A 23,913-nucleotide genomic window follows, 5' to 3' on the forward strand; every position below is an offset into this window, starting at 1 on the left:
CATGGCTAAACGCAAATCAAACAAACTCCTATATACCCTTGGTGGCCTGGTTGTAGTACTATTATTGGTAGTGCTGCTGGCAAAGAAACAAGGCTGGATTGGAAAAGAAGAAGGAACTGAAGTAGTTCTGGCACAGGTTCAGCCAGCCGATATTGTAGAGAAAGTAAGCGCCTCCGGTAAAATTCAGCCAGAGGTAGAAGTAAAGATCAGCCCAGACGTTTCCGGAGAAATAACAGAGCTTTATGTGAAAGAAGGAGACTCTGTCAGAGCCGGTCAGTTGCTGCTGCGCATTCGCCCTGACAATTACCAGGCAATGGTAGAAATGCAGTCAGCTTCGGTAAACACCCAACGGGCTAATTTAGCACAGGCCAGAGCACGATTAGACCAGGCGCTGGCCAACAGCAAAAATATTCAACAATCTTATGAGCGTAACCAAAAGCTTTTTGAGCAAAAGGTAATTTCACGCTCTGAGTTTGACGCCGCCAAAGCCCAGTATGAGGCCAATCTTGCTGAAGTTAGTGCCGCCCGTCAGGGCGTAAGAGCTGCGGAGTCTACGGTTCGCAGTGCCAGCGCTTCTTTAGAGGAATCTCGTCGGAACCTGGAGAAAACCACCATTTTCGCGCCAGTAAACGGCACAGTTTCTAAGCTAAACGTAGAAAAAGGTGAACGCGTGGTAGGAACCTCGCAAATGGCCGGTACAGAAATTATGCGCATTGCCAACCTCAATAACATGGAGGTATTGGTGAATGTAAATGAGAATGACATCATACGCGTGAAATTAGGTGACTCCGCCATTGTGGAGGTTGACTCTTACAACAGCACCAACCGCAAATTCAAGGGGTTGGTGACCTCTATTGCCAATACCGCCAAAGATGCCACCTCTTTGGAGGCGGTAACTGAGTTTGAAGTGCGCATTCGACTTTTAAATGACTCATACCAGGATTTACTTGTAAAGCAGGGCAGATCTCCGTTCCGCCCGGGCATGACGGCTTCAGTAGACATTATTACCACCAAAAAAGATAAAGTACTTTCCGTACCTTTGGCAGCGGTAACCACCCGTTCTAAAAAAGACAGCAAGAAGACAGGGACTGATGAAGGGCAAGAAGAAAATGTTGATAACAACACTAACCAAGATCAACCTGTAAAGCCGGAAGAACGCCCTGATGAGGTAGTGTTTGTGTTTGACAATGGCAAAGTGAACATGGTAAAGGTGAAAACCGGCATCAGTGACTTTGACAACATTGAGATCTTGTCTGGGGTAAAGAAAGGACAGCAAGTGGTTTCCGGGCCGTTCAGAGCAGTTTCAAAACAGCTGAAAGACGGCGACAAGGTACTGGTAAAGGATGAAAAAAGCCTGAGCTCAGAACTAGCGGAAAACAAAGACTAGAACAAGAAAAGCAAGATTTGGAAAAAATAGCGGTATTAGGCGGCGGAAGCTGGGCAACAGCCTTGGTGAAGATTCTATCAGAGAACAAAGCTGCTATCAACTGGTGGCTCAGAAATGCTGAAGACGTACGCCATTTACAGCAGTACGGCCACAACCCACGGTATATTAGCGGGGTGAAGTTTGACTTGAATTTCGTTTCGCCTTCTAATGATATTCGGGAGACGGTTAAAGACGCGAACTGGGTTATTTTGGCTGTTCCGGCTGCCTTTGTGCAACAAGCGCTTAGTCAACTGCCGCAAGATGCATTCCAGGGCAAAACACTGGTATCGGCTATTAAAGGCATGATTCCTGGTGAGAATGTTCTGATAACTGATTTTCTAGAAGATCACTACGGAGTACCCGCCGAACACCAATGCGTGATTGCCGGTCCTTGTCATGCGGAGGAGGTAGCACTTGAAAAGCAGTCTTACCTGACCATCGGCTCGCATGACATTGCCCGCGCCGAGCAATTTTGCGCTTTGCTCCGCAACCGTTATGTCAAAGCAAATCCGCTGGATGACATAGATGGCATTGAATATTGCGCCGTTATGAAAAATATAATAGCGCTGGCCTGCGGTATAGCACATGGCTTGAACTATGGTGACAATTTTCAGGCCGTGATGGTGTCTAACGCTATGGAGGAAATTGAGACCTTTCTAGATGCCATGATGCCCTTGCACCGCGACCTTAAAGGAAGTGCCTACTTAGGTGATTTACTCGTAACTGCTTATTCACAATTCAGCCGTAACCGCACCTTCGGGAATATGATTGGCCGTGGCTACACCGTTAAATCTGCCCAAGTAGAAATGAACATGGTGGCAGAAGGATACTACGCCGTACAAAGCATACACGAACTAAATAAACGCCTGAAAGTGGAAATGCCCATCACGACAGCGGTATATAACATTTTGTACAACGGAGCAACTCCAGGAGCAGAAATAGACGCTTTAAAGGAAAAGTTTAAGTAAGCTTCGGCAACAATACTCACTACTAACAGAAAAGCCGCCTTTGTTAAAAGGCGGCTTTTCTGTTTTAGACCTGTTTTTGAAAAAGAAGCCCTAAAGAAGGCCTAAAAACTAAGGAATACTTCCAGCCAATTTCCAGAGACATGAGACTTTTAAAACCTTAAAGATACACTAAGCCTAAATTCCTGGTTAAAACGATAACAATTGCTCGTACAGCAGGTGCACAGGCAGGCCCATCACGTTGAAATAGGAACCTTCTATCCGTTCAATGCCCACCATTCCCAACCAATCCTGAGCACCGTAGCTACCGGCTTTATCAAAAGGCTTGAAATGGTTAATGTAATAGTCTATTTCCTCACGGGTGAGGTCACGGAAATAAACGGTAGTCACGTCTGAGAACACTACGCTTTTGTCTAAACTCAGCAGGCAAACTCCGGTATAAACTTCATGGCTGCGGCCAGACAGTTGCGTGAGCATGCGCGTAGCCTCAGCATGGCTCAGGGGCTTGTTCAGCACCTTGTCATCCAAACAAACTATGGTATCAGCGGTAATAATGACATCATTGGGCTGCAGTTCATCTTGGTAGGCGCTGGCTTTGTGAGCCGCTAAGTATTCAGCCACTTCGGCACGGACCAGGTCAGCCGGGAAATCCTCATGCACCTCTTTCACGCGACTTTGAAAGGGGAGACCCAGGTTGGTCAGCAGTTCTTTTCTACGGGGCGAGTTAGACGCCAGAATATAGTTCTTAGTAAAATTCATCTTCTTTTATTGAGCTGAAAAGGTAACCACAAATCACTTTCGGGTAAAAAAACGTTGACTTTTGCGGCATTACTGCCCCGGAGTAGCAAACGCTTTTTACCTCTTCCATTTTCACTTCATTGGTAATAAGTGCCAACGCAGATGCACCAGAATCTACCCGGGCCAAACACTCGGCAAAGTTCCGTACGTATGACAAGCCTTCATATTGGCGCTGCTTTTCCCGATCAATTTCCAACACCTTTTGCAGGATAAAATAGTGCATCACGGTCAGGTCCAGATTCTTCACCTGCTGCGGCAAATCCCAGTCAAGGGTTTCGTGTACTTCCGGCTTTAGCCTTGCCTTGTATGCCTCGCCCTGCAGGTACACCCCAAAAGCCCACTGCTTGCCAGTAATTACTTCATTAAGCATAAACGGTTCTTCAATAAGTTTAAGAGTAAAGTACCGCTCCAATCGCTCAAGAAACACTTCAGGTGAAATAGGCAAACTATCTAAAAGGCGGTGTGTTGGCAAAATTCGCAAATCATCAGATGCAGCATTGGTCAAGTACATGAGGTGGTAGTTGAAAGGCTCCGCACCGGTGGCGTTTGGGTGTTGCTGAAGCATTTGCCGGCGGTAGGCCAAAGAACCTTCGTACCGGTGGTGGCCATCGGCTAGAATAACTTTCTGGTCTTGAAGTTGGTCCAGAAACTTCTGAATCACTTTCGCATCATGTATGACTGAAAGCACATCGCGCACGCCCTGGTAATCTTCTGACTCGTAAATAGGAGAGGTGATGCATTCATCCATGTATTGCTCCAGGGTAAAAGCCTCATCGGTATACAAACCGTGGGTGGCGCTGGTATGCATCTGGGTCTGGGCCAGCAGTTCAATCCTGTCATTCACCGAGGCCGGAATGGTGTTTTCATGCCGAAGCACCACTTTCTCCTCCCATTCATAAGACTTAATGTGGCAAAGAAAACCTTTCCGCACATATTCTTTCTCTGAACCGGGCAAGGTAAAGTACTGGTAGTATACATAAATACCCGGCAGGGGGTCTTGCTCAATTATGCCGGCGCGTTTCCAATGCTCCACAGTGCGGCGGGCGCTATCAGCGGGTTCAGGACCGGGCGGCACTGAGATATGTATGCTGTTGTAGGCGTTACGGTACAGTGCCTGCCGCTGCTTCACCGATACTACATCAAACAAGGGCGACGTGAGAGCATCAATAGAAAAAGGCAACTTGTGGTTATACCGGAATGCTTTAATAGGAAGAATTTCTGCCATGGGCGTTTTTGAGCTGTTTTTAAGAAAAGAGGCCGAAAACAGATTTGATTAGGGAGCCAGCCGCTGTAATTTCCAGGTGTCATCTTCTTGCAATTTAAACACCAGGCGGTCGTGCAGGCGGCTTGGGCGGCCTTGCCAGAACTCAATGCGGTCAGGCACCACTCTGTACCCGCCCCAATGCTCAGGCCGCGGTATTTCCGGAAGCCCCTCAAATTTTTGTGTGTACTCTTTCTCCAGGTTGGCCAGTGCGGCACGATTGGGGATGGGCTGGCTCTGCGGTGATGCCCAGGCTCCAATCTGACTGCCTATAGGGCGGCTGTGGAAGTATTGGTCAGATAGTTGATCGGTCACTTTCTCTACACGTCCTTCCACACGTACCTGGCGCTCTAGGGCTGGCCAAAAAAAGGTAAGGGCGGCAAAGGGGTTATCTTCTATTTGCTGCCCCTTACGGCTCAGGTAGTTCGTATAAAACACAAAACCTTGACTATCTAATTCTTTCAGCAACACCACCCTAGCCGAAGGCCTTCCCTGTGCATCGGCGGTACTCAACGTCATGGCAGTGGCTTCTGCTGCCTGCGCCTCCAGCGCCTCCTGCATCCAAACCCCGAACTGCTGAAAAGGGTTATCGGCAACTGCGTTGGTGGTGAGTTCCTTCAAAGAATAATTCTTTCGGATATCCTGCAAAGACAAAGGTTTTTCCATAGCGGTGACAACAAAATTTCGCCTCAAAAGTAAGCGGAATATCCTCATTCTGCCTGCTTTTGAGAAAAATCCCTTCAACAGCAGGTTATAGATACCACTTTTACAGGGAAATCGTTAATATTATAGTGGTGAAAAATTGGCAGGAAGGCAAGTAGAAACAATTTTGAAAAACTACTGGTCCGCTGCAACGGTTACTCCTGAAAAAGAATCATTCATTTAATAGGGTTGCGGGGAAAAGGTAACGCTACGGGAACTGCTTCGAGAGTAAACCAAACCACTGTGCTTTGAGTACACAAACAAAGCAGGCAAACATTTATAGACAAAGACTTTATGGCGAAAGATATTCAGAATGGGAGCATATTGATTTCAGAACCTTTTTTAGGCGACCCTAACTTTGAGCGCAGCGTGGTAGTGATCTGTCAGCATGACACTGACGGAACGGTAGGTTTGGTTCTGAACCGCATCTCAAACTTGTTTCTCTCTGATGTGGTGGAGGTAAATCAACAGGTGTTTGACATGGCCCTGGCCGTAGGCGGCCCTATGCAACCTAACACCCTGCACTATATTCACCGGCTCCCTAATTTAACCGATGCGCAGCCTATTTCAACAGAATTATTCTGGGGCGGCGACTTTGAAGAGCTAACCACTATGCTGAACAGTGGGTTGGTGTCTGAGGACGAAATAAGGTTCTTTGTGGGGTACTCTGGCTGGAGCCCCGGTCAGCTGGAGGAGGAGATAGAGAAAAATGTTTGGTTTGTGAATAACAATGCTGCAAATAAATTACTTACTTTGAATACAGATACCTTGTGGCGCGATATTTTACGGGAGATGGGAGGCAAGTACAAGATGTACGCCAACTACCCCGCCGACCCAAGTTTAAATTAACCCAACGGCTATAAGCCTCACGTGTATGATGAACCAAAACCCGGAAAATCAGCAAAACGAGAATTCAGAAACTCAGGCCGCCCAAGACCGCGCTCAGGAACAGCGCCGGATTCTGGAAGAACGCCTGGCCGAAATAAATGCCAGACAAAGTGCCGGAAACGGAACTGCTGAGACAGCGACTCCAGCATCTGCACAGCAGCAACCTGAAGCGGCCACGCAACAGGCCCCTGCGGCAGAAGCAGCGCCAGCAGAAACATCTGAGGCATCACAAGCGGCAGTGCTTACGTCTGAAGCCCCCGTTGCTGAACCGGCATCTGAAACCCATGCAGCGGCAGAGGCTCCTGCCGCCGAAGTAATTCCGGCAGCACCAGAAAACGAGGCAACAGAACCAGCCGCCGCCGCTCCGGAAAAACCAGAGGAGGTGGCCGCTCCGGTGGTTCATCAAGAAGAGACACAGTCTAGTGTTTTGGCTTCTGAAGCACCCATCACAGCTGCAGCCCAAGTAGAACAGTCTGGCGCAAACACAGCAGCATCAAATCAGGCACCTTCTGCTAGCAATGTAGCCGAAGAAGAGCATCATTCAGAGGAAGACGAATCTGATGAGCATGAAGACTTATCGGCTTTGTCAGTAGAGGAAGTTCGCTCCAGAATTCTCACTTTAACCAAAGAAGGAAGCCGCAAGTCTGGTAAGATGGTAAACGCGCTGTCCCGAATCTATGACCAGCATTTCCAGGAAGAGCGCCAGGAAGCCTTAAAGCGTTTCGTGGCTGATGGGGGCGAGGCAGATGATTTTGAATACCATGCTTCACCGGAACACCGGGAAGTAGAGCAGGCCATGCAGCGCTTCAGGGAAGCCCGCCACCGTGAGCAGCGTCAGGAAGAAGAAAACAAAGCGCAGAACTTACAGAAGAAACGCGACCTCTTGGAGCGCCTTCGGGAGTTTGTGGAGTCTTCTGAAACCCAGACCAGCGGCAATGCCATCAAAGAATTGCAAGCCGAATGGAAAGCCATTGGCCCGGTGCCAAATGCTGAGGCGCAGGAGCTTTGGAATTCTTACCACGCCCTGCTGGACATGTACTACAACAACCGGAGCATTTTCTTTGAGTTGAAGGAGTTGGACCGCAAGCGTAACCTAGACGCCAAAACAGCTTTATGTGAGCGCGCTGAGGCCTTGGCCGCCGAAGAAAACATCAACAAAGCACTGCAGGAACTACGTCACCTCCACGACGAGTGGAAACACATTGGACCGGTACCCAATGAAGCCCGTGATACCATCTGGAACCGGTTTATTCAGGCATCAGAGAAAGTACACGACAAAAAGAAAGCCTTTTTTGAAACCCGCCGCACCCAAGAGCTGGCTAACCTGGAGGTAAAAAGAGGTTTACTGGCTGAAATGGAACAGTTCCAGAATATACAAACGGACCGCATCAACGACTGGCGCGACAAAACCGATCAGATTCAGAAACTGAAGGAGCGGTGGGATGCCGCCGGTCTGGTGCCAAAAGAGAATGCCGAAGAAGTAAACAAAGCTTTCTGGAGCAGCTACAAAGCCTTCTTCCACAACAAGAACTCTTTCTTTAAGGCTCTGGATGAGGAGAAGATGAACAACTACCGCCAGAAGGTAGCCTTGTGTGAAGAAGCCGAAAGCCTGCAGAACAGCGAGGAGTGGGACAGCACCAAAGAAAAGCTGATTCAGCTGCAGAAGAAATGGAAAACCATTGGTCGCGTGCCAGACAAGTATTCTGACAAAGTCTGGAACCGTTTCCGGACTGCCTGTAACACGTTCTTCGACCGTTTGCACCAGGAAGCCAGCAACCGCGAAAATCAGCAAAACCAGCTGTCGGCGCAAAAGCAGGCGTATCTGGAACAAGTAAGCACAAAAATAGCCGACGCTACTTTTGTGGGCTCTGTGGATGAGTTCAAGCAGATTCACCAGGAGTGGCAGAACATGGGCTCAGAAGGCAAGCGTAATCCTAAACTAGAGGATCGTTTCCAGCAACTACTGGCCAAGTACCTGGACAAAGTGCCGGAGCTTACACCAGAGCAGAAAGAACAGACTCTGTTCCAGCTTCAGCTGACCCACCTGAAGGCAAGTCCGGAAGGGGAGCAGAAGCTGTACCAGAAAGAGCAGCATCTACGCCGTGAGATCACTACACTGGAAAACGATATCTCCACGCTCAACACAAACATTGAGTTCTTTGCACGTTCAAAAAATGCTGAGAAGCTGCGCGAGGAGTACCAATCTAAAATAGATGACGCCCAGCAACGCATTGACCAACTGAAGCGCCAGTTAAAAACGTTACGGGCAAGCTAAATACTAGCGCGGATTGGCTCCGTAGAGAACTGTACAGGCAAATCTGATTGCCACGCAGCTGCTTTACGGAGCCATTATCTTTAATTACCTAGGCAAGCGACCAGGCTTATAAAATTTTCATGTTGAGTTTCAGCGCTTTGCTAAAAACCTTAAAAAAATCTGCGGTCAGGTTTTGCAAATAAAAAGCAGACTACTACTTTTGTATCGCTTTCGGAAACAACGCCACAAAAGAAAGCGGAACGCCTCCTTAGCTCAGCTGGTAGAGCAACTGACTTGTAATCAGTAGGTCGCTGGTTCGATCCCGGCAGGAGGCTCTTTAAAAGCACTTATCTTGAAAAAGGTAAGTGCTTTTTTCATTTGCACATTATTCAATCTGTAGGGACAGATTGCGGCCCAATGCCGTCAACTTAAGAAATGGCTGTTCGGGATTAAAAATCCCGAACCACTCTGTCGGGGATTTATAAATCCCCCTCCCCAAAACGTTGTCCATCAACGGGGATTGGTAAATCCCCGACAGATTACTTTCGGATTGATAAATCCGAAAGAGCGAAAATACCTTAAGTTGACGGTATTGGGTCGCGACCTGTCCCTACTTTTCTGTTGCAACTGTCTTTTGCAAGATTGTCGGTTTATTATGGAGAACCGCTTTGTGTGAAGGAGAACCTGACCTTCAATTTCTGGTTTCTTTCCTCAGTATACCTTTTTCTTTAGATAGGCTTTTCTCAAAGAATAAATTTTACCAAAACAAAAGACCTATGTGACACAGTAAGAGTATACTACAAATATGTATTTTCTTGATACACCTAAAACCAAACAATACTATGAGTACCAGATCAGCAGACCAACAAAGGAAGCAGCGCCAGAAAGAATTTAAGGAAAGGAAAGAAAACCAAGAGCGCCTGAAAGCTGCTGCCAAAAATGCGAAACGCGATGCATCAGACAATGAGAATGACAGTAAGGGTAAAAATGAAGATTAGTTCCTGCTAAAGATGCAAGCAAACTAAGTTTTAAAATGAAGCCGCTTCGTCATACCTTACAAGTCTATACAACCCCATATAAGTTTGACTATACATTAGACTCAGCACAAAGACCTTGTTGGAGTTGTCACCATTGTTGTCAGGCTAAGCCATTCTATTTATTCGTAAAAGAACTCTTGGCATCACCTGCCGCTTTTGTTGTGTGTTTTCACCAACAAGCAGAAGGACGGTTCAAGACGTAAAAACTCCCCTTTGCTTGCATAAACTGAGGCTTTGCGCGAAAGCCGCTAGACTGAGGGAGCAAAACTGCGTGCCTGGCCCCTGCTATATTACTTTACTAAATTTGACCTAAAATAGCTGTGGATGTTAAACCGACAACAGTTAGAACCTGTTTTGCGCCTGTTTTACGTAAAACAGGCGCAAAACAGAATTTCTACTCTAGGTAAGCCCATAAAAAAAGCCCCTCCTAAATGGAGAGGCTTTTGAAGCAATTTGTCTTTATAGCGAAAGACTAAGCGCGTTTAACGTTGATGGCGTTTAGTCCTTTTCTTCCTTCTTGAAGATCATAGACTACCTCGTCGTTTTCTCTGATTTCATCTACTAAACCAGATACGTGCACGAAGTACTCCTGATTTGAATTGCTGTCTTTAATGAAGCCGAAGCCTTTATCATCATTAAAGAATTTTACTGTTCCTTGATTCATATTGTTGTTATTATACCTTAATGACACTCCTATACTGGTAATCGTTCAGAAAGTTGGGTAGAAAAACCAGAAACTTTCTAAAACCCTGTTTAGAGTGAATCAAGGGCCAAAAAAATAAAATTAACTCTATACCGGCCACTCCTCTAATCTATAGGCACTATCCCAGAACATCCATTCCAATTTTGAGGCGGTCACATAGGCCGCGGTCATGACTTGGTGTTGGGCGGAGGTGCAGGTCTCTGCCACTTCGTCACATACCCGGATGGCGCGGGCCACAATCTTCCCGAACTCCTCGCCGGCGTAGGTGTTGATCCAGTCCTGATACGGGTTGTCGGGCAGCTGCTCCTGGGCTAAAATGTAGTCGCCTACGGCTTTGTAAATCCAGAAGCAGGGGAGCACGGAAGCCATGGCTACCTCTAGGGGTGCCAGCGCTGCCTGGCTGAGCAGGAAATGCGTGTAATGCTGGCAGGTAGGGGAGATGGGTACGTCAGGCATAATGTTCAGCTTCTGGAAATAGCCCGCGTGCAGCGCCTGCTCTACCACCAGGGCTCCTTCGGCGAAGCGCATGAACTCCAGGGCATGGGCGCTGTGCTGGGCTCGAGCCGCAATAAGCGACAAGGCCCGCCCGAAACCCGCCAAATATATTGAGTCCTGCGCAATGTAGAATTTAAACTTTTCAGGAGATAGTGTGCCGTTGATGAGTTCCCGGATAAACGACATCTGGGTGATCTGCGTGTAAATAGGGTTGCCTGCCTGCCAGGCGGTATTACTCCAGCTCATGTTTCTGTAGGGGTTGCGGGTGGAAGAAATGATTGAGGGGGCCGTGACCTTCGCCGGTTTTCACGTCCTTGCCTTGGTCAATGGCCTCGTACACGTAGGCACGGGCTTGCGCAATGGCGTGGGTGATGGGGAAACCCAAGCTCAGGTACGCCGCAATGGCTGAGGAAAGCGTGCAACCGGTGCCATGCGTGTTCTGGCTCTGGATTGCTTCTGATTCAAACACCTGCACCTCTCCGTGCTGCGGCTGGTACACATCATACAGCCGTGGGCCTTGCAGGTGACCTCCCTTCAACAGCACCGATCCGCAGCCTGTCTGCAGAATTTTCTGAGCCGCTATTTTCATCTCGTCCACGTTCCGGATTTCTAGGTCACTCAGGATATTTGCCTCGTCTAGATTAGGCGTAGCCACCAGGGCCAGCGGAAAAAGTACTTGTTGCAGCAGACTGATAGTCTCATCCTGCATGAGTTTATCGCCGCTGGTAGCTACCATCACCGGGTCCAGCACCACCGGCACTTGGTACTGCCTTAGTACCTCCGCAATGGCCTGCACCAGCTCGGGGCTATGCACCATGCCAATCTTGATGGCGGCTGGTTTAATGTCTTCCATCACGGCCTTGATCTGCCCTTGCACCACCTCTGTAGGAATGCTGTGAATACCGGTCACGCCACGAGTGTTCTGTACCGTAATGGCGGTTATAGCCGAGGTACCAAAGCAGCCCAGCGCCGAAAAGGTTTTCAAATCAGCTTGAATGCCGGCTCCGCCACCGCTGTCTGATCCGGCAATGGTGAGCACAGCCGGGTATTTATAAGTTTTCATAAAGCTTTCTCAATTTGGTTTCTGATGTCCTCGGCGGCTTTCGCTGGGTCTGGCGCGGAAAGGATTGCCGAGACCACCGCCAAGCAATCGGCCCCAGCTTGTACCAATCCAGCAGCATTGTCCGCATTCACTCGGCCAATAGCCACCAAAGGTTTAGCTATCAAACTTCTGATTCTACTAACGCCTTCTAAACCCCATTCAATGATGGTGTTAGTCTTGGTAGGTGTCGCGAACACAGGACTCAAGGCTATATAATCGGCGAGCTGCGCATGAGGAAGCTGAAGCTGGGTTTCGTCTTCCAGAGAATACCCCAGAATGCCGCAGCCGGCCCACGCGTTTCTGATCTGCTGGGGTGATGTATCGTTGTTGCCCACGTGAATGCCTGCCGCCGAGCTCTGCTGGGCAACGCCTAAGTTGTCGTTTACAACAAGCGGTACCTCGTATTGATCCAGCAATTCCCGCAGCCGCAGTGTTTTCTCCAGGAAAGCAGCCTCAGACAGTTCCTTCTCCCTGATCTGCACCAGATCCACGCCTCCCTTTACCGCCGCCTCCACCACTTGAAAGAAGTCCCGCCCCAGGCAAGCTTTCTCATCGGTGACCAGGTACAAACGATAGGGAAAATCTGGATTCGTGTTCATGTTTAGTCTAATCTTGTATTACAACTTACTGTTATTCCCCCTTCAAAGGGGGAGTCTCTCTAAAAGAGCATTAAGCACTTAAGTACAGTCCGGTATGTCTAAATCTGCAATATGGTGCAGCTAAGCTGCTTTTGTTACTTCAAGTAGTTCCGCTAAACTGCATCCGCGACAGAAATGCTTCTTTGTTTAATCCGTGCAGGGCATCTAAAAAGTGTAGTTGTAAGGTGCCAGGACCGGATGCTTTTTCGGCGGCTATTTCGCCGGCTACACCCATCAGGGCCATGGCGGCAAGAGTGGCGGTAAAAAAATCTTTAGAATAAACGGCGCAACAGGCTCCAATGAGCGCGGTGGCGGTACAGCCCATACCGGTAACTTTGGCCATGAGTGGGTGCCCATTAGAGAGGGAGCGGTATTGGTTTTGATAAATAATAAGGTCGGTGGCACCCGAGATGCACACCACGGCTCCCGTGGAGGCACTTAAATCCAGTCCTGCTTCCAGGGCTTCCTGGCTTTGGTGGGTGCTGTCTACGCCTTTGGTCTGGGAAGTGGTTTTCACCAGAGCCATGATTTCTGAGGCGTTGCCCCGGATGACAGATGGTTTATACTGCAACAATTCCTCCAGCACTTGGTTACGGTAGGCTGTGGCTCCGGCTCCTACAGGGTCTAGAACCCAAGGTTTCTGTGAGGTTTGGGCTTGCTGGGCGGCCAGTCGCATGCTCTCTACCCAATACTCGTTTAGGGTACCTATGTTCACCACCAAGGCTCCGGCAATAGTGACCATGTCCTTTACCTCAGGGTGGGCGTGAGCCATGACCGGCGAGGCACCTGCTGCAAGCAGTGCATTGGCGGTATTGTTCATGACCACGTAATTGGTAATGTTGTGCACCAGCGGTGCCTGTGTTTTAACGGCTGAAATAATGTTCCAGAGTTGCTCCTGCATACTGTTCTTGGTTAAGGTTCAAGATAGGCTCAGGAGCCTCCGGTGAAAAGGAGGAGTGAATGAAAAGAGAGACGGCTGCTAAACCTCTCTTGCTTTTCCCTACGCCAGTATGACCTGGATCAGGTTCAAAGGGTACTATCTCAGCTCCATTTTTGGAACGCCCCTAAAGCCGAGGCCAAGGTAGGAGATTTTGAATTCAGATAAAAACGGTTTACAAACTGAAAGCTGTTTTAGGGCTGTTTTCTGGAAAATAAGCAGAAAACGGCCCAGGGTAAATAAGACTTATTCTGCTGGTGGTTAGAAAGAAGGAAAAGGGAATTTGTTCTGAAAGATGGTGTTGTATCAAGGCGAACGTCTCTGATTTGCAAACTTGAACTTCGTGATAAAGTGAAGTGCACCAGCCAAAAAGTAGTTGATACAGAATTTAACTCACAACCATACAAATAGAAGCCTATAAAAGCCTCTCCATCTATACTTTTCCGTTAGTCCGCAACAGCACCCAATTTTGCTGTTGATAAAATTGTTAGTAATTAATCCTTCTTATTTATGCCCTTACTGCCGTAATTTCACGTAATTGCCAATTATATTAGCAATGAATACTTATGGAGGCAGTTGTTTTACCACTACATCCGCTGAACGAAGAACGGTTTCTGGTGATTATTGACAGGGGCAACTCCCTGCCTTTGTTCACCACCACCGTACAGGCCGGTTTCCCCAGCCCCGCCACCGACTACAGCGCCGAGCCTATTGACCTGAACACCTACGCCAGCAATCATCCGGCCTCTACCTTTCTGGTAAAGGTGGAGGGAGACAGCATGATTGGCGCGCACATCATGCCCGGTGATTTGGCCATTGTGAACCGAGACATCAGGGCCAGCAGCGGCATGGTGGTGCTGGCGTTTGTGGAGGGTGGCTACACTATTAAGAGACTGGAGGTACGCAAAGAGGCCGCTTACCTGGTGTCTGAGAACGAAAAATACTCGCCCATCAAGATAGACTCTCCGGAGGGAGGCATGATCTGGGGAGTGGTGGTAGGCATTCACCGTAAGTTTTAGGCCATGACCAGCCTTTTTGCCCTTGTAGACTGCAACAACTTCTACGCCAGCTGCGAGCGGGCCTTTAACCCAACCCTGAACGGCAAACCCATAGTGGTGCTCTCGAACAACGACGGATGCGTCATTGCGCGGAGTGGCGAGGCCAAGGCACTGGGCATAAAGATGGGAGCCCCGTACTTTGAGGTAAGAGATTTAGCGGAAAAGGAGGGGGTACACGTGTTTAGCTCCAACTACGAGTTCTACGGCGACATGAGCCGGCGCGTGGCGCTTATCCTTCAGGAGTATACTCCTAATCTTGAGATCTATTCCATTGACGAGAGCTTTCTGGACCTGGGTAATTTCCTGCACGTGGATCTGGAGGGGTACGCCCGCGGCATTTGGGAACGCGTACCCAGGACTACGGGCATTCCGGTGGCGGTGGGCGTGAGTTCTACCAAAACCCTGGCGAAGGTAGCCAACCGGCTGGCGAAGAAATCTGCGAAGGCCAACGGGGTGCTGGTGCTTACTGATCCCGCCCATATTGAGGCGGCCCTGAAACGCACCGAGGTGGGCGACGTATGGGGCGTGGGAAGGAGGTACGCCAAAAAGCTTGCCCAGTACGGCATCTACACCGCCCATGACCTGACTCTAAAGCCCGACAGTTTCATCAAAAAGCACATGACCATTGTGGGGCTGAGAACCGCCCGAGAACTGCGGGGGGAGCCCTGCATTGACCTGGAGATGGCTCCGCAGCCAAAGCAGAACATCTGCACCAGCAGGTCCTTCGGGGAGACGCTCACGGAGCTGAAAGACATTGAGGAGGCACTGGCCGCGCATACCGTGCGCTGCGCCACCAAGCTCCGGAAGCAACAGTCCTGCTGCTCCGCCCTCACTGTTTTTTTGGAGACCAGCCGCTTTGCGCTGTCTTACCAAATGTACTTTAACAACCGCACCGTACAGTTGGAGAGTCCCACGGCCAGCGAGCTGGTACTGGTGCCCCAGGCGCTGGAGGCACTGCGGGCAATTTTCCGCCAGGGCTTCCGGTACAAGAAAACCGGCATTATTGTCTCCGGCATAGTGCCGGCCAACCAGGTGCAGCAAAGTCTGTTTGAGCCAGACCACCGGCAACGCGACCAGGAACTGATGCAGGCGCTGGATAGTCTCCGGTCCAGGTACGGGCACAGGTCCGTCTTCTACGGGGTGCAGGGCACGGGCGGCAAATGGCAGATGCAGAACAGCCACCTTTCCCCTTGCTACACCACTAGGCTGGAAGATCTGATCAGGGCAAAATAGAAGCACCTCTGCTGCAAAAACACTGCTCTGCACTTAGAAAATGTGCGTCATCAGCAGAGGGGCTTGTTTCAAAGCTACTGGTTATCCCCGGCGTCTTTCCAGCAAGATCATCATCATTAAGCTGAGCACTATGCGTTCGGCCTCACCGCTTTCCAGCTCACTTTCCTGGGTTACTGAAAAGCGCCGGCCAAACAAAGATTTTTGCTTCTTTAAAACAGCTATTAAGGTGCCATCGGGGCGGGTTACCTCATAAGTAGGGTTGAAGAAATAGCCGGTGAACATACCTAACACCGGAATCTGGCCTAACAGAGCATCGCCCACTCTGATCCAGGCATTCGCCTCTCTAATGGTAAAATCCTGCTGCTGGCTTTGATCATACACCTCGTAATGGGCTTTCCACATAGAGGCCCAGCCTTGACGCGCCACCCGCCCAATTTCACGGCCTTGGTTGTCGGTAAAAATATAGGCGGCAGAAAAGTCGATCCATTGGTTGGCTTTGATGGAATACAGCACTTCTGACTGAGACTCGTCATTATAAACGGTCACTTCTTCTACCAGCTTAAAAAGCTTCTGCCGTACATAGCTGATCGTGAGCCCGTCGGCATCTTTTACTCTGAAATCATTGGCGAGCGTAGAAATCTTAAATTCAAAGTCTAACGGAAATTCAATATACTTCATGAGGTTGGGTTATGATGAAATTATGTCAAAAGTGATTTTATAAAACGAAAGCGGAAGAATCAGACTTGAAGAAGTTTGAAACTTACTTTACTCCAGGCCTCTCAATCAAACATGCTGTCTTGTTCCGCCACCGGATCCAGCACGGCCGGTACATCATTTTTAGGGGAATTGACCAATGCGGAAACCGGGTAAGCCAACATTTCATGGGCAGGGTACGGCCTGAGCAGCTCTACCAATCTGCTGATATCTTCGGTGCCCGAAAGCCACACTTGCTCTTCCTCTGGGTGCAGAATGGCGGGCATGCGGTTATGGATGTTCAGCATCAGTTCGTTGGGCTCAGTGGTGATAACGGTGAAGGTGTTCAGCACTTCGCCTGTGCTGTGGTCTACCCATTCGTCCCAGAGGCCGGCAAAGGTAAAGAGGGAATGGTCTTTCAGAATGATCCGGTACGGGGCCTTGTCTTTGCCAACTCGCTTCCACTCATAAAACCCATCGGCGGGCACAAGGCAGCGCCTGCTACTAACTAACTGTCTGAAGCTGGCTTTCTCCATGATGGTCTCGGTGCGGGTATTGATAGGGCGCAGGCCGTGTTTCTTCTCTTTCGCCCAACTGGGCAGCAAGCCCCATGAGAAATGCTGTACTGCCGTGGGGGCTAAGTTGGTGATAACCGGCAGGCTTTGCGAGGGTGCGGCATTATAGCGGTTCTGCTCCTTGTACTTCTGCAGAATCTCGGCCACTGAACCCGAGCTCTTAGGATTAGCTTTGCCTTTTTTGGCGATAACGGAATAACGGCCACACATGCTGATAAAATTTCTTTCCTGAACAAGGTAAGGGTTTAAACCGGAAGAGCACTCGCCTCAGGACGAGAAGTGACGAACAATCTGTTTTATGGCTGTTTTTCAGAAAACAAGCTTAAAACGCCTCATATAAACTGAAGTACACGCCGGGCATTTCCTCAGACAGAGCCATGTCTATGCGCAGGTTAATGCCTTCATCATTAAGGCGGAAGCGCAGGCCGGCACCGGCGGCAGGGTGGAGGCCTCTAAAGTTCAGATCTTCCAGGGTAGGGGCTACTTTGCCCGCGCCGGCAAATGCGGCAGCGCCAACGCGCCAGAACAAGGGCACCCGGTACTCCAGTTGGTACACCATGGCGTGCCTGTCGCGGAAGCGGGCCTCTAAATACCCGCGCAAAATGTTACCGCCGCCTATGGGCGATAAATACTGGAAAGGTACTTCTCCACTGGTGAACGTGAACAGGCCCTGCCCAGCTAATACCCCGTTAAAAGGTGCCGGCACATACTTCCGGAAATCGAGGCGATAGCGGGCAAAGTTGCTGCTGCTGCCCAACACTTTGCCGAACCACTGCACTGACGCCTGGTGAAAAGCACCCTTCCGGGGAATGTACAGGTGGTCGCGGGTGTCATAACTGGCAGTGGGACCCAGCCCGAAAGCATTTGTACCTGCACCTCCCACAATGTTGCCCGTGTTTAACTGCCCTTCGGCTTCCCGTTTGGAAATAACATCGTGCCTGAAATTTAAAAGACCGCCCAGGTACACTTTGTCCGAGATTTTCTGTTCAAACTGTAATGAACCATATAGGGCACGGCTGGTGTAGTGCTCTTCCGCTTCTTGTGTGGTATTGTTGCCTATCCCGTAAAACACATAAGGGTAATTCACGAAGTTCATGGTGCCCAACCAATGTTTGCGGTTGTGCTTGCGCCAGATATCGGTGCGAAGGGTAGAGATAACCTGTTTTCTGAGCGTATAAAAAAACGTGAGGGAATGCGTGCTGGGCCTATCGGTGGCATATCCGCCCACCTGCCTTTTCACCAGAATCGCTTTGGCGCCAAAAGAAAAACTGGTTTCTGGGGAATAGGTTGCCGCCGGAAAAACCGTCAGCTTCTTTTTAGCCGCCACAGTGTCTGGTGCCATGACAGCGGTTTGTGTCTGGGCAACGGTATACGCGCTCTTGACCAGGAAAAGCACCAGCAAGAAAAGAGGTTTAGTTTTCAAAAGTGTTGCTTATGGCCCTTTCGTTACCGAGCCTCCTTTGGTTCAACTTTAAAGTTAGAAATTTTAAAGCAGAGGGAAAAGCACGAGGCGCCAAATTACTTGAAGCCCCAAACCTGAAAGCAAAGATATTTACCATGTAAGGAGCTGAGAAGGACCAGAGCAAACACAGATGTAATGTTTGCCCCTCTACCTCATTCACTCTGTTTCAGGCCTGTTTTAGCAAAAACACCGCTAAAACAGATAGTTGAAAAAGGCGCTTTAGCAATTCAAGATTTTTAGAATGCCTCGCCGAAGGCAAAGTACACGTACATGCCTTCTTTGGAATACGCCACGTCGCCCCGAACCACCATGCCTTCATCGTTGAGGCGGTACCGCAAGCCGCCGCCGCCGCTGTTCTTGAACCTGTTGAAGGAGAAATCAGAATTTTTTCGGGTTACCTGACCAGTTGCGCCGAACACAGCCCCACTTATGCGCCAGAACAACGGAAACCGGTAGTCGGCCTGCAGCACGGCCGCATTGTGGTCACGGAAACGGCCTTCCAGAAAACCCCGCATCTGGTTTACCCCGCCCAACGGCGACATAAATTGAAAGGGTACTTCGCCGGAGGCAAACGTGAACAAGCTCTGCCCAGCTAACACACCGGGGCCTACTGTGTGGTACTTGCGAAGATCAATCCGGTAGCGCATAAAGTTAGAGGAACCGCCCAGCAGTTTGTTGTAGCTCTGCGCCAGCATCTGCATGAAAACACCTTTGCCCGGCGTAAAGAGATTGTCGCGGTTGTCGTAAAGAAAGACAGGGCCTAGGCCAGACGAAGTAATGCCTTCGCTGCCTAACACAACATTGCTTTGCAGGAAACCGCCTTCCTCTACCTCGGTAATCCACTCCCGTTTTAAATCATAGCGCATGCCCAGGTAAAAGTTTCTGGCAAGCCGCTGCTCGAACTGGGCATACAGGTTTATGGTTTTGCTGGTGTAGTTCTCCTCGGCCTCTGCGGGGGTATCATTGCCCACGCCAAAAAACACATAGGGGTAGTTGTTGTATTCCACCCAACCGTGTATGTGCTGCGCGTTGTGTTTGCGCCAGAAATCTACCAGAAACGTAGACAGCATCTGCTTTCGGGTGGTGAACACGAGCGAGGGGGAGATGGTGCTGGGCCGATCAGAGCGCAGGCTACCGGCGGAGCGGCGTACCTGCACCGGTTTGGCACCAAAGCCGAAGCGGGTTTCAGGGGTATAATATGCAATAGGGAAGATGCTCCACTTCACGCTTCTCACGCGCAAAGTGTCATCTGCCGGTAGCGGTGCATCCTGGGCACAGACACCCGATGCCGTGGCTAAAAGTGCCAAACCTAAAAGTAGCTTCTTCATGAGTAAAGTTTGTGGCGAAACGGCGCGTTTGGCAATTAGCACGGCCTTGGGGTACAGCAAGATACTTATAAATTCTCCAATCTAAATCTGCTCCTATTCTGTTTTTACGCCAGTTTTAGAAAAACAGCCCTAAAACGCTGTTATACGCCTGCAGGCGCTTTGAAGCTGGGCTTTCCAGATTTTTTGCCTAGTTTTCGGAGATGAACGAACAAGAACTGGTGAAGCAGACTGCCAAGCATGTAGAAGCTCTCTTCTCTGGCGAGGGCTCTGGGCATGATTGGTGGCACATCCGGCGGGTGTGGCAAAACGCGCTCAAAATTGGGCAGCAGGAAAAGGCAGATTTACTTATAGTGCAGCTGGGTGCGCTGCTGCATGACATTGCCGACTGGAAATTCCACGGGGGCGACGAAGAAGCCGGTCCGCGGGAGGCTGCCAAATGGCTGCGGTCATTACAGGCTCCCGAGCATATAATTACAAAGGTGTGCCAGATTATCAGGGAAGTTTCTTACAAAGGAGCCGGTGTAGACACCGAACCCAGCACTCTGGAGGCGGCCGTAGTGCAAGACGCCGACCGCTTAGACGCCATTGGCGCCATAGGCGTGGGGCGTGCTTTCGCCTACGGCGGACATAAGAACCGGGAGATGTATAATCCGCACATAATGCCTCAGCTGCATGCCTCTTTTGAGGAATACAAGAAGAACAGCGGCCCCACCATCAACCACTTTTACGAAAAGCTGTTTCTGCTCAAAGACAGACTAAACACTTCTACCGGCCTGCAAATGGCTGAGGAGCGGAATAATTTCATGAAACAGTTTGTGCGGCAGTTCCTGGCGGAGTGGCACCCAGAGGAAGACATTCCAGAATCTTTTCACGTGTAAGCTCTACTGCCTCCACTCAAATTCACCTTCCAATCTATCTATGAGAAAAAGTACCAAGGCCATATTGTTAGGGGCAATGCTCTCCGGCCTTAGTTTCAACGGCTGGGCCCAGCACCGCGATTACCCCAGCTACAGCCAGCTGACGGCACGGCTTATGAAAATCGGGAGCCGTTATCCTAACCTGTGCTCGGTGAACACCATAGGCAAAACCGCTACCGGTAAAGAGGTGTGGCTGCTCACGCTGGGCCGTGACAATGCCGAAAATAAACCCGCCTTAGTGATTGCGGCAGGGGTAGAGGCTACCCAACTGGCTACGGTAGAGCTCTCTTTACAGATGACGGAGCAGTTGCTGCAGGCTGCCATGGTGCAAGACTCTGTACGGCAGTTGCTCCAGACCAAGACCATTTATATTTTTCCCAACCTGAACCCAGACGCTACAGAGCAATACTCTGAGAAACTGCGTTGGGAACGCTCGGGCAACGCCCAGCCCATGGACGATGACCGCGACGGCCGCATCTTTGAGGACCCCTTTGAAGACTTGAACCGCGATGGTCTTATCACTATGATGCGAGTCAAAGATCCTACCGGTCCGTACAGGCCGTCAAAGCTAGACCCTAGAGTTATGGTGAAAGCTGATGCGGCCAAAGGCGAAAAAGGAGGATATCTGCTCCTGACCGAAGGCATTGACAATGACAAAGACGGCAAGTGGAATGAAGACCCGGAGGGTGGCGTTGTGTTCAATAAAAATTTTTCCTTTGACTTCCCTTACTTTCAGGTGGGTGCGGGGGAGCACCCTATGTCTGAGCGGGAAACCAAGGCTTTTGCTGATTTTCTGTTCGATGCCAAAAATGTGTATGCTGTTTTTGTGCTTGGCCCAACTAATAATTTATCAGAACCATTAAAATTTGACCGTTCTAATGTAAGCAAACGCATTATTACAGGTTTGCTGGAGAAAGATGCCGCTGTCAATAGTCAGGTGTCAAAGCTGTACAATGCCACCACCCAGTTGAAAGATGCTCCTAAAACTCAACCTACCGGAGGTGACGTGCTGCAGTGGGCGTATTTTCACTATGGCCGTTACAGTTACTCCACCCCCGGCTGGTGGATTCCCAAACAACCCTTGCCAAAAGATTCTACCTATACGAGCCAAACATATCCGGAGGAAGACCATGAAGACCTGAATTTCCTCCGTTGGGCAAAGGCCAATAACGTGGTAGGTACCTTTGTAAACTGGACTCCCATTCAACACCCTGATTTCCCGGGGCAGACAGTGGAAGTAGGAGGCTTAGCTCCTTACGTGAAGCAAACGCCACCCAAGCACCTGCTGGAGCCTGTTACAAGGCAGCACCTGAAATTTTTTATGGCCTACGCTGAGCTTATGCCTAGGCTGGAGATTGTAAATATTAAAACAGAGAAAGTAACGGGTGGGCTTACCCGTATCACGGCCGAGGTGCTTAACAATGGCTCACTACCTACCCACTCTGAAATTGGCGACCGTACCCGCTGGGTGCAGAAAGTGAAGGTAAACCTTAGGCTCGAAAAAGACCAAACCTTGGTGTCAGGGCCTAAAATGCATTTGCACAATGCCATTGCCGGAGGCGATAAAGTCACCGTGTCTTGGCTCGTGAAGGGCAAGGGCTACGTAGGAGTAGTGGCGAGCAGCCCTACCGCTGGTACTCAAACAAAAGAAGTGGTTCTCAGATAGCGCATGTTCATGAAAAATACATTGAAGAAATTTTGTACTGCCGCTGCTGCCTTTTCTCTTTTCCTTGGCTCATCAGTTGTTCTGGCACAGACCGCTAACCAGGTTTTCAGAGCCGCCGGCACTCCACAAAGCCCTAAAGTCACCGTCAGCTGGAACCGTTATTATGACCATGCCGGCATCAATGAAATCTGCCGCAAGCTGGCTGAGGCTCATCCTGACCTGGTGAAGCTGGAAACAGTGGGTGAGTCTTTTGGAGGCAGGAGAATGATTGCGCTGGTCATTACCGATTACAAGACCGGTGACCCAAACAAGAAGCCAGGCATGTACATCGACGGCAACATCCACTCCAATGAGATACAGGGAGCGGAATTTGCCCTGTACACCGCCTGGTATTTAGCCGAAAGCTTCCAAGACAACAAGTTCATTAAAGAACTGCTGCAGCAGAAGACGTTTTATATCGTGCCCACTATCAATCCAGATGCCCGTGATCATTTCATGCACTCGGCTAACACGGCTCACTCCCCCAGATCTGGCATGATTCCGCTAGATGATGACGGTGACGGATTGGTAGACGAGGATCAGCCCGATGACCTTAACAACGACGGCCATATTACCTTCATGCGCCGCAAATCAGCCAACGGCCGCTATATCATTGATCCGCACAACCCCTTCCGGCTGATACCGGCAAAACCTGATCAGGCAGGAGAGTATGAAATTTTGGGTTATGAAGGAATAGACAACGACGGCGACGGTAAAATAAACGAAGACCCGCCCGGCTATTATGACCCTAACCGCGATTGGGCTTGGAACTGGCAGCCCGATTACGTGCAGCGGGGTGCCTATAAATATCCGTTTTCCATACCTGAAAACCGCAACGTGAAAGACTTTGTGTTACGCCACCCCAACATTGCCGGCGCGCAGAGTTACCATAACTATGGCGGCATGGTTTTGCGCGGTCCAGGGGCCGAGGAAGACACCAATACCTACACCCGTGAAGACAACCAAGTGTATGACCAGCTGGGCAATTACGCCGAAACCATTATACCAGGGTATGATTACATGGTGGTGTATAAAGACCTTTATTCTGCTTTCGGTGGTGAGTTAGATTGGTTCCATGGCGCCCGCGGCGTTTTCACCTTCTCCAACGAGCTGATGTCGCCGTACCTGCAGTTCCACCGGCGGCAGGCTCCGGGGCAAGACCGTGATCTGGAATTCTATGAGTTTGATAAGATGCTGCTGTTCAGCGATGCCTTTGTGGAGTGGGCTCCATTTGACCACCCAGCCTACGGCCCCATTGAGATTGGGGGCTTCAAGAAGAATTACTCCCGCGCGCACCCGGGCTTTTTACTGGAGGAAGATGCCCACCGCAACATGGCCTTTACCGTGTACCATGCCTACCAAACCCCAAACTTAGTGATTCAGGACGCCACCACCAGAAAGCTGGGAAACGGGCTGACAGAAGTGACCGTGACGGTAGCCAATACGCGCTTAATTCCCACGCACTCCAGCCATGACATCAAATACAAAATTGAGCGGCCAGATTACATCACCCTTAAAGATAAAGATGTGGTGGCCGGCATAGTACTGGAAAACTCAGATTTGAATTTGGGCAAAGAGCAGAAATATACGCCTCACCGGTTAGAGGTTCCCAATATTCCGGGTATGGGCTTTGTGAAAGTACGCTGGATTGTCAAGTCTGCCAACCCAAATCTTGAGGTAGAGGTAGATAGCCGAAAGGGCGGGGTGGTTACACGTCGGTTTTAAGCTAATTTTAG

The 23,913-nt window shown here is 49.9% G+C and carries 22 protein-coding genes, 1 tRNA gene and 1 riboswitch; of the genes, 11 read left to right on the forward strand and 12 right to left on the reverse strand.

The window, feature by feature from the left end; all coding sequences use genetic code 11:
• Position 1: 1 nt before the first annotated feature.
• The gene (locus A8O23_RS10820; RefSeq protein WP_066620853.1) at positions 2 to 1,387 is read left to right on the forward strand and encodes an efflux RND transporter periplasmic adaptor subunit; all 1,386 of its coding nucleotides are present in this window, start codon (positions 2 to 4) and stop codon (positions 1,385 to 1,387) included.
• Between the two features lie 17 nt (positions 1,388 to 1,404).
• Positions 1,405 to 2,394 (forward strand): NAD(P)H-dependent glycerol-3-phosphate dehydrogenase, encoded by a 990-nt coding sequence (locus tag A8O23_RS10825; RefSeq protein WP_066620855.1) that lies wholly within the window; start codon positions 1,405 to 1,407, stop codon positions 2,392 to 2,394.
• Positions 2,395 to 2,580: 186 nt separating this feature from the next.
• Here A8O23_RS10825 and A8O23_RS10830 read toward each other — a convergent pair whose 3' ends face one another.
• The 3 genes from A8O23_RS10830 to pdxH are packed head-to-tail and all read right to left on the reverse strand — an operon-like array spanning position 2,581 to position 5,116.
• The gene (locus tag A8O23_RS10830) at positions 2,581 to 3,150 is read right to left on the reverse strand and encodes a Maf family nucleotide pyrophosphatase (protein ID WP_066620857.1); all 570 of its coding nucleotides are present in this window, start codon (positions 3,148 to 3,150) and stop codon (positions 2,581 to 2,583) included.
• Positions 3,137 to 4,414 carry a DUF1015 domain-containing protein gene (locus tag A8O23_RS10835; protein ID WP_066620859.1) on the reverse strand — a complete coding sequence of 426 codons (1,278 nt, stop codon included), beginning with the start codon at positions 4,412 to 4,414 and terminating at the stop codon, positions 3,137 to 3,139. Before A8O23_RS10835 ends, A8O23_RS10830 begins: the two co-directional genes overlap by 14 nt.
• 48 nt (positions 4,415 to 4,462) lie before the next feature.
• On the reverse strand, positions 4,463 to 5,116 hold the full coding sequence (pdxH, locus tag A8O23_RS10840) for a pyridoxamine 5'-phosphate oxidase (protein WP_066620861.1): 654 nt from the start codon (positions 5,114 to 5,116) through the stop codon (positions 4,463 to 4,465).
• A gap of 330 nt (positions 5,117 to 5,446) precedes the next feature.
• Here pdxH and A8O23_RS10845 point away from each other — a divergent pair, with 330 nt between their 5' ends.
• From A8O23_RS10845 to A8O23_RS21580, 4 genes are all read left to right on the forward strand, one after another.
• On the forward strand, positions 5,447 to 6,001 hold the full coding sequence (locus A8O23_RS10845; RefSeq protein ID WP_066620863.1) for a YqgE/AlgH family protein: 555 nt from the start codon (positions 5,447 to 5,449) through the stop codon (positions 5,999 to 6,001).
• 25 nt (positions 6,002 to 6,026) lie between these two features.
• Positions 6,027 to 8,315, forward strand: coding sequence for a DUF349 domain-containing protein (locus A8O23_RS10850; protein WP_082883003.1), 2,289 nt, complete (start codon positions 6,027 to 6,029; stop codon positions 8,313 to 8,315).
• Between the two features lie 241 nt (positions 8,316 to 8,556).
• Positions 8,557 to 8,629: transfer RNA gene (locus tag A8O23_RS10855), tRNA-Thr, on the forward strand.
• Positions 8,630 to 9,136: 507 nt separating this feature from the next.
• Complete coding sequence (locus A8O23_RS21580; protein ID WP_161486722.1) at positions 9,137 to 9,292, forward strand: hypothetical protein; 156 nt, start codon at positions 9,137 to 9,139, stop codon at positions 9,290 to 9,292.
• A 511-nt stretch (positions 9,293 to 9,803) separates the two neighbouring features.
• Here the strand turns inward: A8O23_RS21580 and A8O23_RS10860 are convergent.
• The 5 genes from A8O23_RS10860 to thiM form a co-directional block, all read right to left on the reverse strand.
• Positions 9,804 to 9,995: a cold-shock protein gene (locus A8O23_RS10860; protein ID WP_066621369.1), complete on the reverse strand. Its 192-nt coding sequence runs from the start codon at positions 9,993 to 9,995 to the stop codon at positions 9,804 to 9,806.
• 126 nt (positions 9,996 to 10,121) lie between these two features.
• Entirely contained in the window at positions 10,122 to 10,775 is a 654-nt protein-coding gene (locus A8O23_RS10865; protein ID WP_066620867.1) for a TenA family protein, read from the reverse strand.
• Positions 10,762 to 11,592, reverse strand: coding sequence for a bifunctional hydroxymethylpyrimidine kinase/phosphomethylpyrimidine kinase (gene thiD, locus A8O23_RS10870; protein WP_066620869.1), 831 nt, complete (start codon positions 11,590 to 11,592; stop codon positions 10,762 to 10,764). Before thiD ends, A8O23_RS10865 begins: the two co-directional genes overlap by 14 nt.
• Positions 11,589 to 12,230, reverse strand: a complete 642-nt coding sequence (gene thiE, locus A8O23_RS10875; RefSeq protein WP_066620880.1) for a thiamine phosphate synthase — start codon at positions 12,228 to 12,230, stop codon at positions 11,589 to 11,591. Before thiE ends, thiD begins: the two co-directional genes overlap by 4 nt.
• Before the next feature lie 139 nt (positions 12,231 to 12,369).
• Positions 12,370 to 13,170 (reverse strand): hydroxyethylthiazole kinase, encoded by an 801-nt coding sequence (thiM, locus tag A8O23_RS10880; RefSeq protein WP_066620883.1) that lies wholly within the window; start codon positions 13,168 to 13,170, stop codon positions 12,370 to 12,372.
• A 79-nt stretch (positions 13,171 to 13,249) separates the two neighbouring features.
• Positions 13,250 to 13,345, reverse strand: a riboswitch (TPP riboswitch).
• Between the two features lie 427 nt (positions 13,346 to 13,772).
• On the opposite strand from thiM, the gene A8O23_RS10885 reads away from it, so the two are divergent.
• Together A8O23_RS10885 and A8O23_RS10890 are read left to right on the forward strand one after the other, a co-directional pair.
• Positions 13,773 to 14,225: a LexA family protein gene (locus A8O23_RS10885; protein ID WP_066620887.1), complete on the forward strand. Its 453-nt coding sequence runs from the start codon at positions 13,773 to 13,775 to the stop codon at positions 14,223 to 14,225.
• Between the two features lie 3 nt (positions 14,226 to 14,228).
• Positions 14,229 to 15,497, forward strand: a complete 1,269-nt coding sequence (locus A8O23_RS10890) for a Y-family DNA polymerase (RefSeq protein ID WP_066620889.1) — start codon at positions 14,229 to 14,231, stop codon at positions 15,495 to 15,497.
• An 81-nt stretch (positions 15,498 to 15,578) separates the two neighbouring features.
• Here the strand turns inward: A8O23_RS10890 and A8O23_RS10895 are convergent, their stop codons facing one another.
• The 4 genes from A8O23_RS10895 to A8O23_RS10910 form a co-directional block, all read right to left on the reverse strand.
• The gene (locus A8O23_RS10895; RefSeq protein WP_066620893.1) at positions 15,579 to 16,175 is read right to left on the reverse strand and encodes an LURP-one-related/scramblase family protein; all 597 of its coding nucleotides are present in this window, start codon (positions 16,173 to 16,175) and stop codon (positions 15,579 to 15,581) included.
• Between the two features lie 101 nt (positions 16,176 to 16,276).
• Positions 16,277 to 16,975, reverse strand: coding sequence for an SOS response-associated peptidase (locus A8O23_RS10900; RefSeq protein ID WP_066620895.1), 699 nt, complete (start codon positions 16,973 to 16,975; stop codon positions 16,277 to 16,279).
• A gap of 112 nt (positions 16,976 to 17,087) precedes the next feature.
• Positions 17,088 to 18,188 (reverse strand): BamA/TamA family outer membrane protein, encoded by a 1,101-nt coding sequence (locus A8O23_RS10905; RefSeq protein ID WP_153042162.1) that lies wholly within the window; start codon positions 18,186 to 18,188, stop codon positions 17,088 to 17,090.
• A gap of 275 nt (positions 18,189 to 18,463) precedes the next feature.
• Positions 18,464 to 19,555, reverse strand: coding sequence for a BamA/TamA family outer membrane protein (locus tag A8O23_RS10910; RefSeq protein WP_066620907.1), 1,092 nt, complete (start codon positions 19,553 to 19,555; stop codon positions 18,464 to 18,466).
• Between the two features lie 200 nt (positions 19,556 to 19,755).
• Here A8O23_RS10910 and A8O23_RS10915 point away from each other — a divergent pair, with 200 nt between their 5' ends.
• The 3 genes from A8O23_RS10915 to A8O23_RS10925 are packed head-to-tail and all read left to right on the forward strand — an operon-like array spanning position 19,756 to position 23,902.
• Positions 19,756 to 20,433, forward strand: coding sequence for an HD domain-containing protein (locus A8O23_RS10915; protein ID WP_066620910.1), 678 nt, complete (start codon positions 19,756 to 19,758; stop codon positions 20,431 to 20,433).
• A gap of 40 nt (positions 20,434 to 20,473) precedes the next feature.
• Positions 20,474 to 22,138 (forward strand): M14 family metallopeptidase, encoded by a 1,665-nt coding sequence (locus A8O23_RS10920; RefSeq protein WP_066620913.1) that lies wholly within the window; start codon positions 20,474 to 20,476, stop codon positions 22,136 to 22,138.
• A gap of 9 nt (positions 22,139 to 22,147) precedes the next feature.
• Positions 22,148 to 23,902: a M14 family metallopeptidase gene (locus A8O23_RS10925; RefSeq protein ID WP_317039538.1), complete on the forward strand. Its 1,755-nt coding sequence runs from the start codon at positions 22,148 to 22,150 to the stop codon at positions 23,900 to 23,902.
• Positions 23,903 to 23,913: the final 11 nt, after the last annotated feature.

Source organism: Rufibacter roseus, assembly GCF_001647285.1.
Classification (GTDB): domain Bacteria; phylum Bacteroidota; class Bacteroidia; order Cytophagales; family Hymenobacteraceae; genus Nibribacter; species Nibribacter roseus.

What these genes read in the sequence shown, in the direction of transcription:
- thiE (WP_066620880.1), bottom strand. Translation starts at nt 12,230, where the DNA reads ATGAACACGAATCCAGATTTTCCCTATCGTTTGTACCTGGTCACCGAT.
- A8O23_RS10845 (WP_066620863.1), top strand. Translation starts at nt 5,447, where the DNA reads ATGGCGAAAGATATTCAGAATGGGAGCATATTGATTTCAGAACCTTTT.
- A8O23_RS10885 (WP_066620887.1), top strand. Translation starts at nt 13,773, where the DNA reads ATGGAGGCAGTTGTTTTACCACTACATCCGCTGAACGAAGAACGGTTT.
- A8O23_RS10890 (WP_066620889.1), top strand. Translation starts at nt 14,229, where the DNA reads ATGACCAGCCTTTTTGCCCTTGTAGACTGCAACAACTTCTACGCCAGC.
- A8O23_RS10920 (WP_066620913.1), top strand. Translation starts at nt 20,474, where the DNA reads ATGAGAAAAAGTACCAAGGCCATATTGTTAGGGGCAATGCTCTCCGGC.
- A8O23_RS10895 (WP_066620893.1), bottom strand. Translation starts at nt 16,175, where the DNA reads ATGAAGTATATTGAATTTCCGTTAGACTTTGAATTTAAGATTTCTACG.
- A8O23_RS10860 (WP_066621369.1), bottom strand. Translation starts at nt 9,995, where the DNA reads ATGAATCAAGGAACAGTAAAATTCTTTAATGATGATAAAGGCTTCGGC.
- A8O23_RS21580 (WP_161486722.1), top strand. Translation starts at nt 9,137, where the DNA reads ATGAGTACCAGATCAGCAGACCAACAAAGGAAGCAGCGCCAGAAAGAA.
- thiM (WP_066620883.1), bottom strand. Translation starts at nt 13,170, where the DNA reads ATGCAGGAGCAACTCTGGAACATTATTTCAGCCGTTAAAACACAGGCA.
- A8O23_RS10915 (WP_066620910.1), top strand. Translation starts at nt 19,756, where the DNA reads ATGAACGAACAAGAACTGGTGAAGCAGACTGCCAAGCATGTAGAAGCT.
- A8O23_RS10835 (WP_066620859.1), bottom strand. Translation starts at nt 4,414, where the DNA reads ATGGCAGAAATTCTTCCTATTAAAGCATTCCGGTATAACCACAAGTTG.
- A8O23_RS10820 (WP_066620853.1), top strand. Translation starts at nt 2, where the DNA reads ATGGCTAAACGCAAATCAAACAAACTCCTATATACCCTTGGTGGCCTG.
- A8O23_RS10900 (WP_066620895.1), bottom strand. Translation starts at nt 16,975, where the DNA reads ATGTGTGGCCGTTATTCCGTTATCGCCAAAAAAGGCAAAGCTAATCCT.
- thiD (WP_066620869.1), bottom strand. Translation starts at nt 11,592, where the DNA reads ATGAAAACTTATAAATACCCGGCTGTGCTCACCATTGCCGGATCAGAC.
- A8O23_RS10925 (WP_317039538.1), top strand. Translation starts at nt 22,148, where the DNA reads ATGAAAAATACATTGAAGAAATTTTGTACTGCCGCTGCTGCCTTTTCT.
- A8O23_RS10830 (WP_066620857.1), bottom strand. Translation starts at nt 3,150, where the DNA reads ATGAATTTTACTAAGAACTATATTCTGGCGTCTAACTCGCCCCGTAGA.
- pdxH (WP_066620861.1), bottom strand. Translation starts at nt 5,116, where the DNA reads ATGGAAAAACCTTTGTCTTTGCAGGATATCCGAAAGAATTATTCTTTG.
- A8O23_RS10850 (WP_082883003.1), top strand. Translation starts at nt 6,027, where the DNA reads ATGATGAACCAAAACCCGGAAAATCAGCAAAACGAGAATTCAGAAACT.
- A8O23_RS10910 (WP_066620907.1), bottom strand. Translation starts at nt 19,555, where the DNA reads ATGAAGAAGCTACTTTTAGGTTTGGCACTTTTAGCCACGGCATCGGGT.
- A8O23_RS10865 (WP_066620867.1), bottom strand. Translation starts at nt 10,775, where the DNA reads ATGAGCTGGAGTAATACCGCCTGGCAGGCAGGCAACCCTATTTACACG.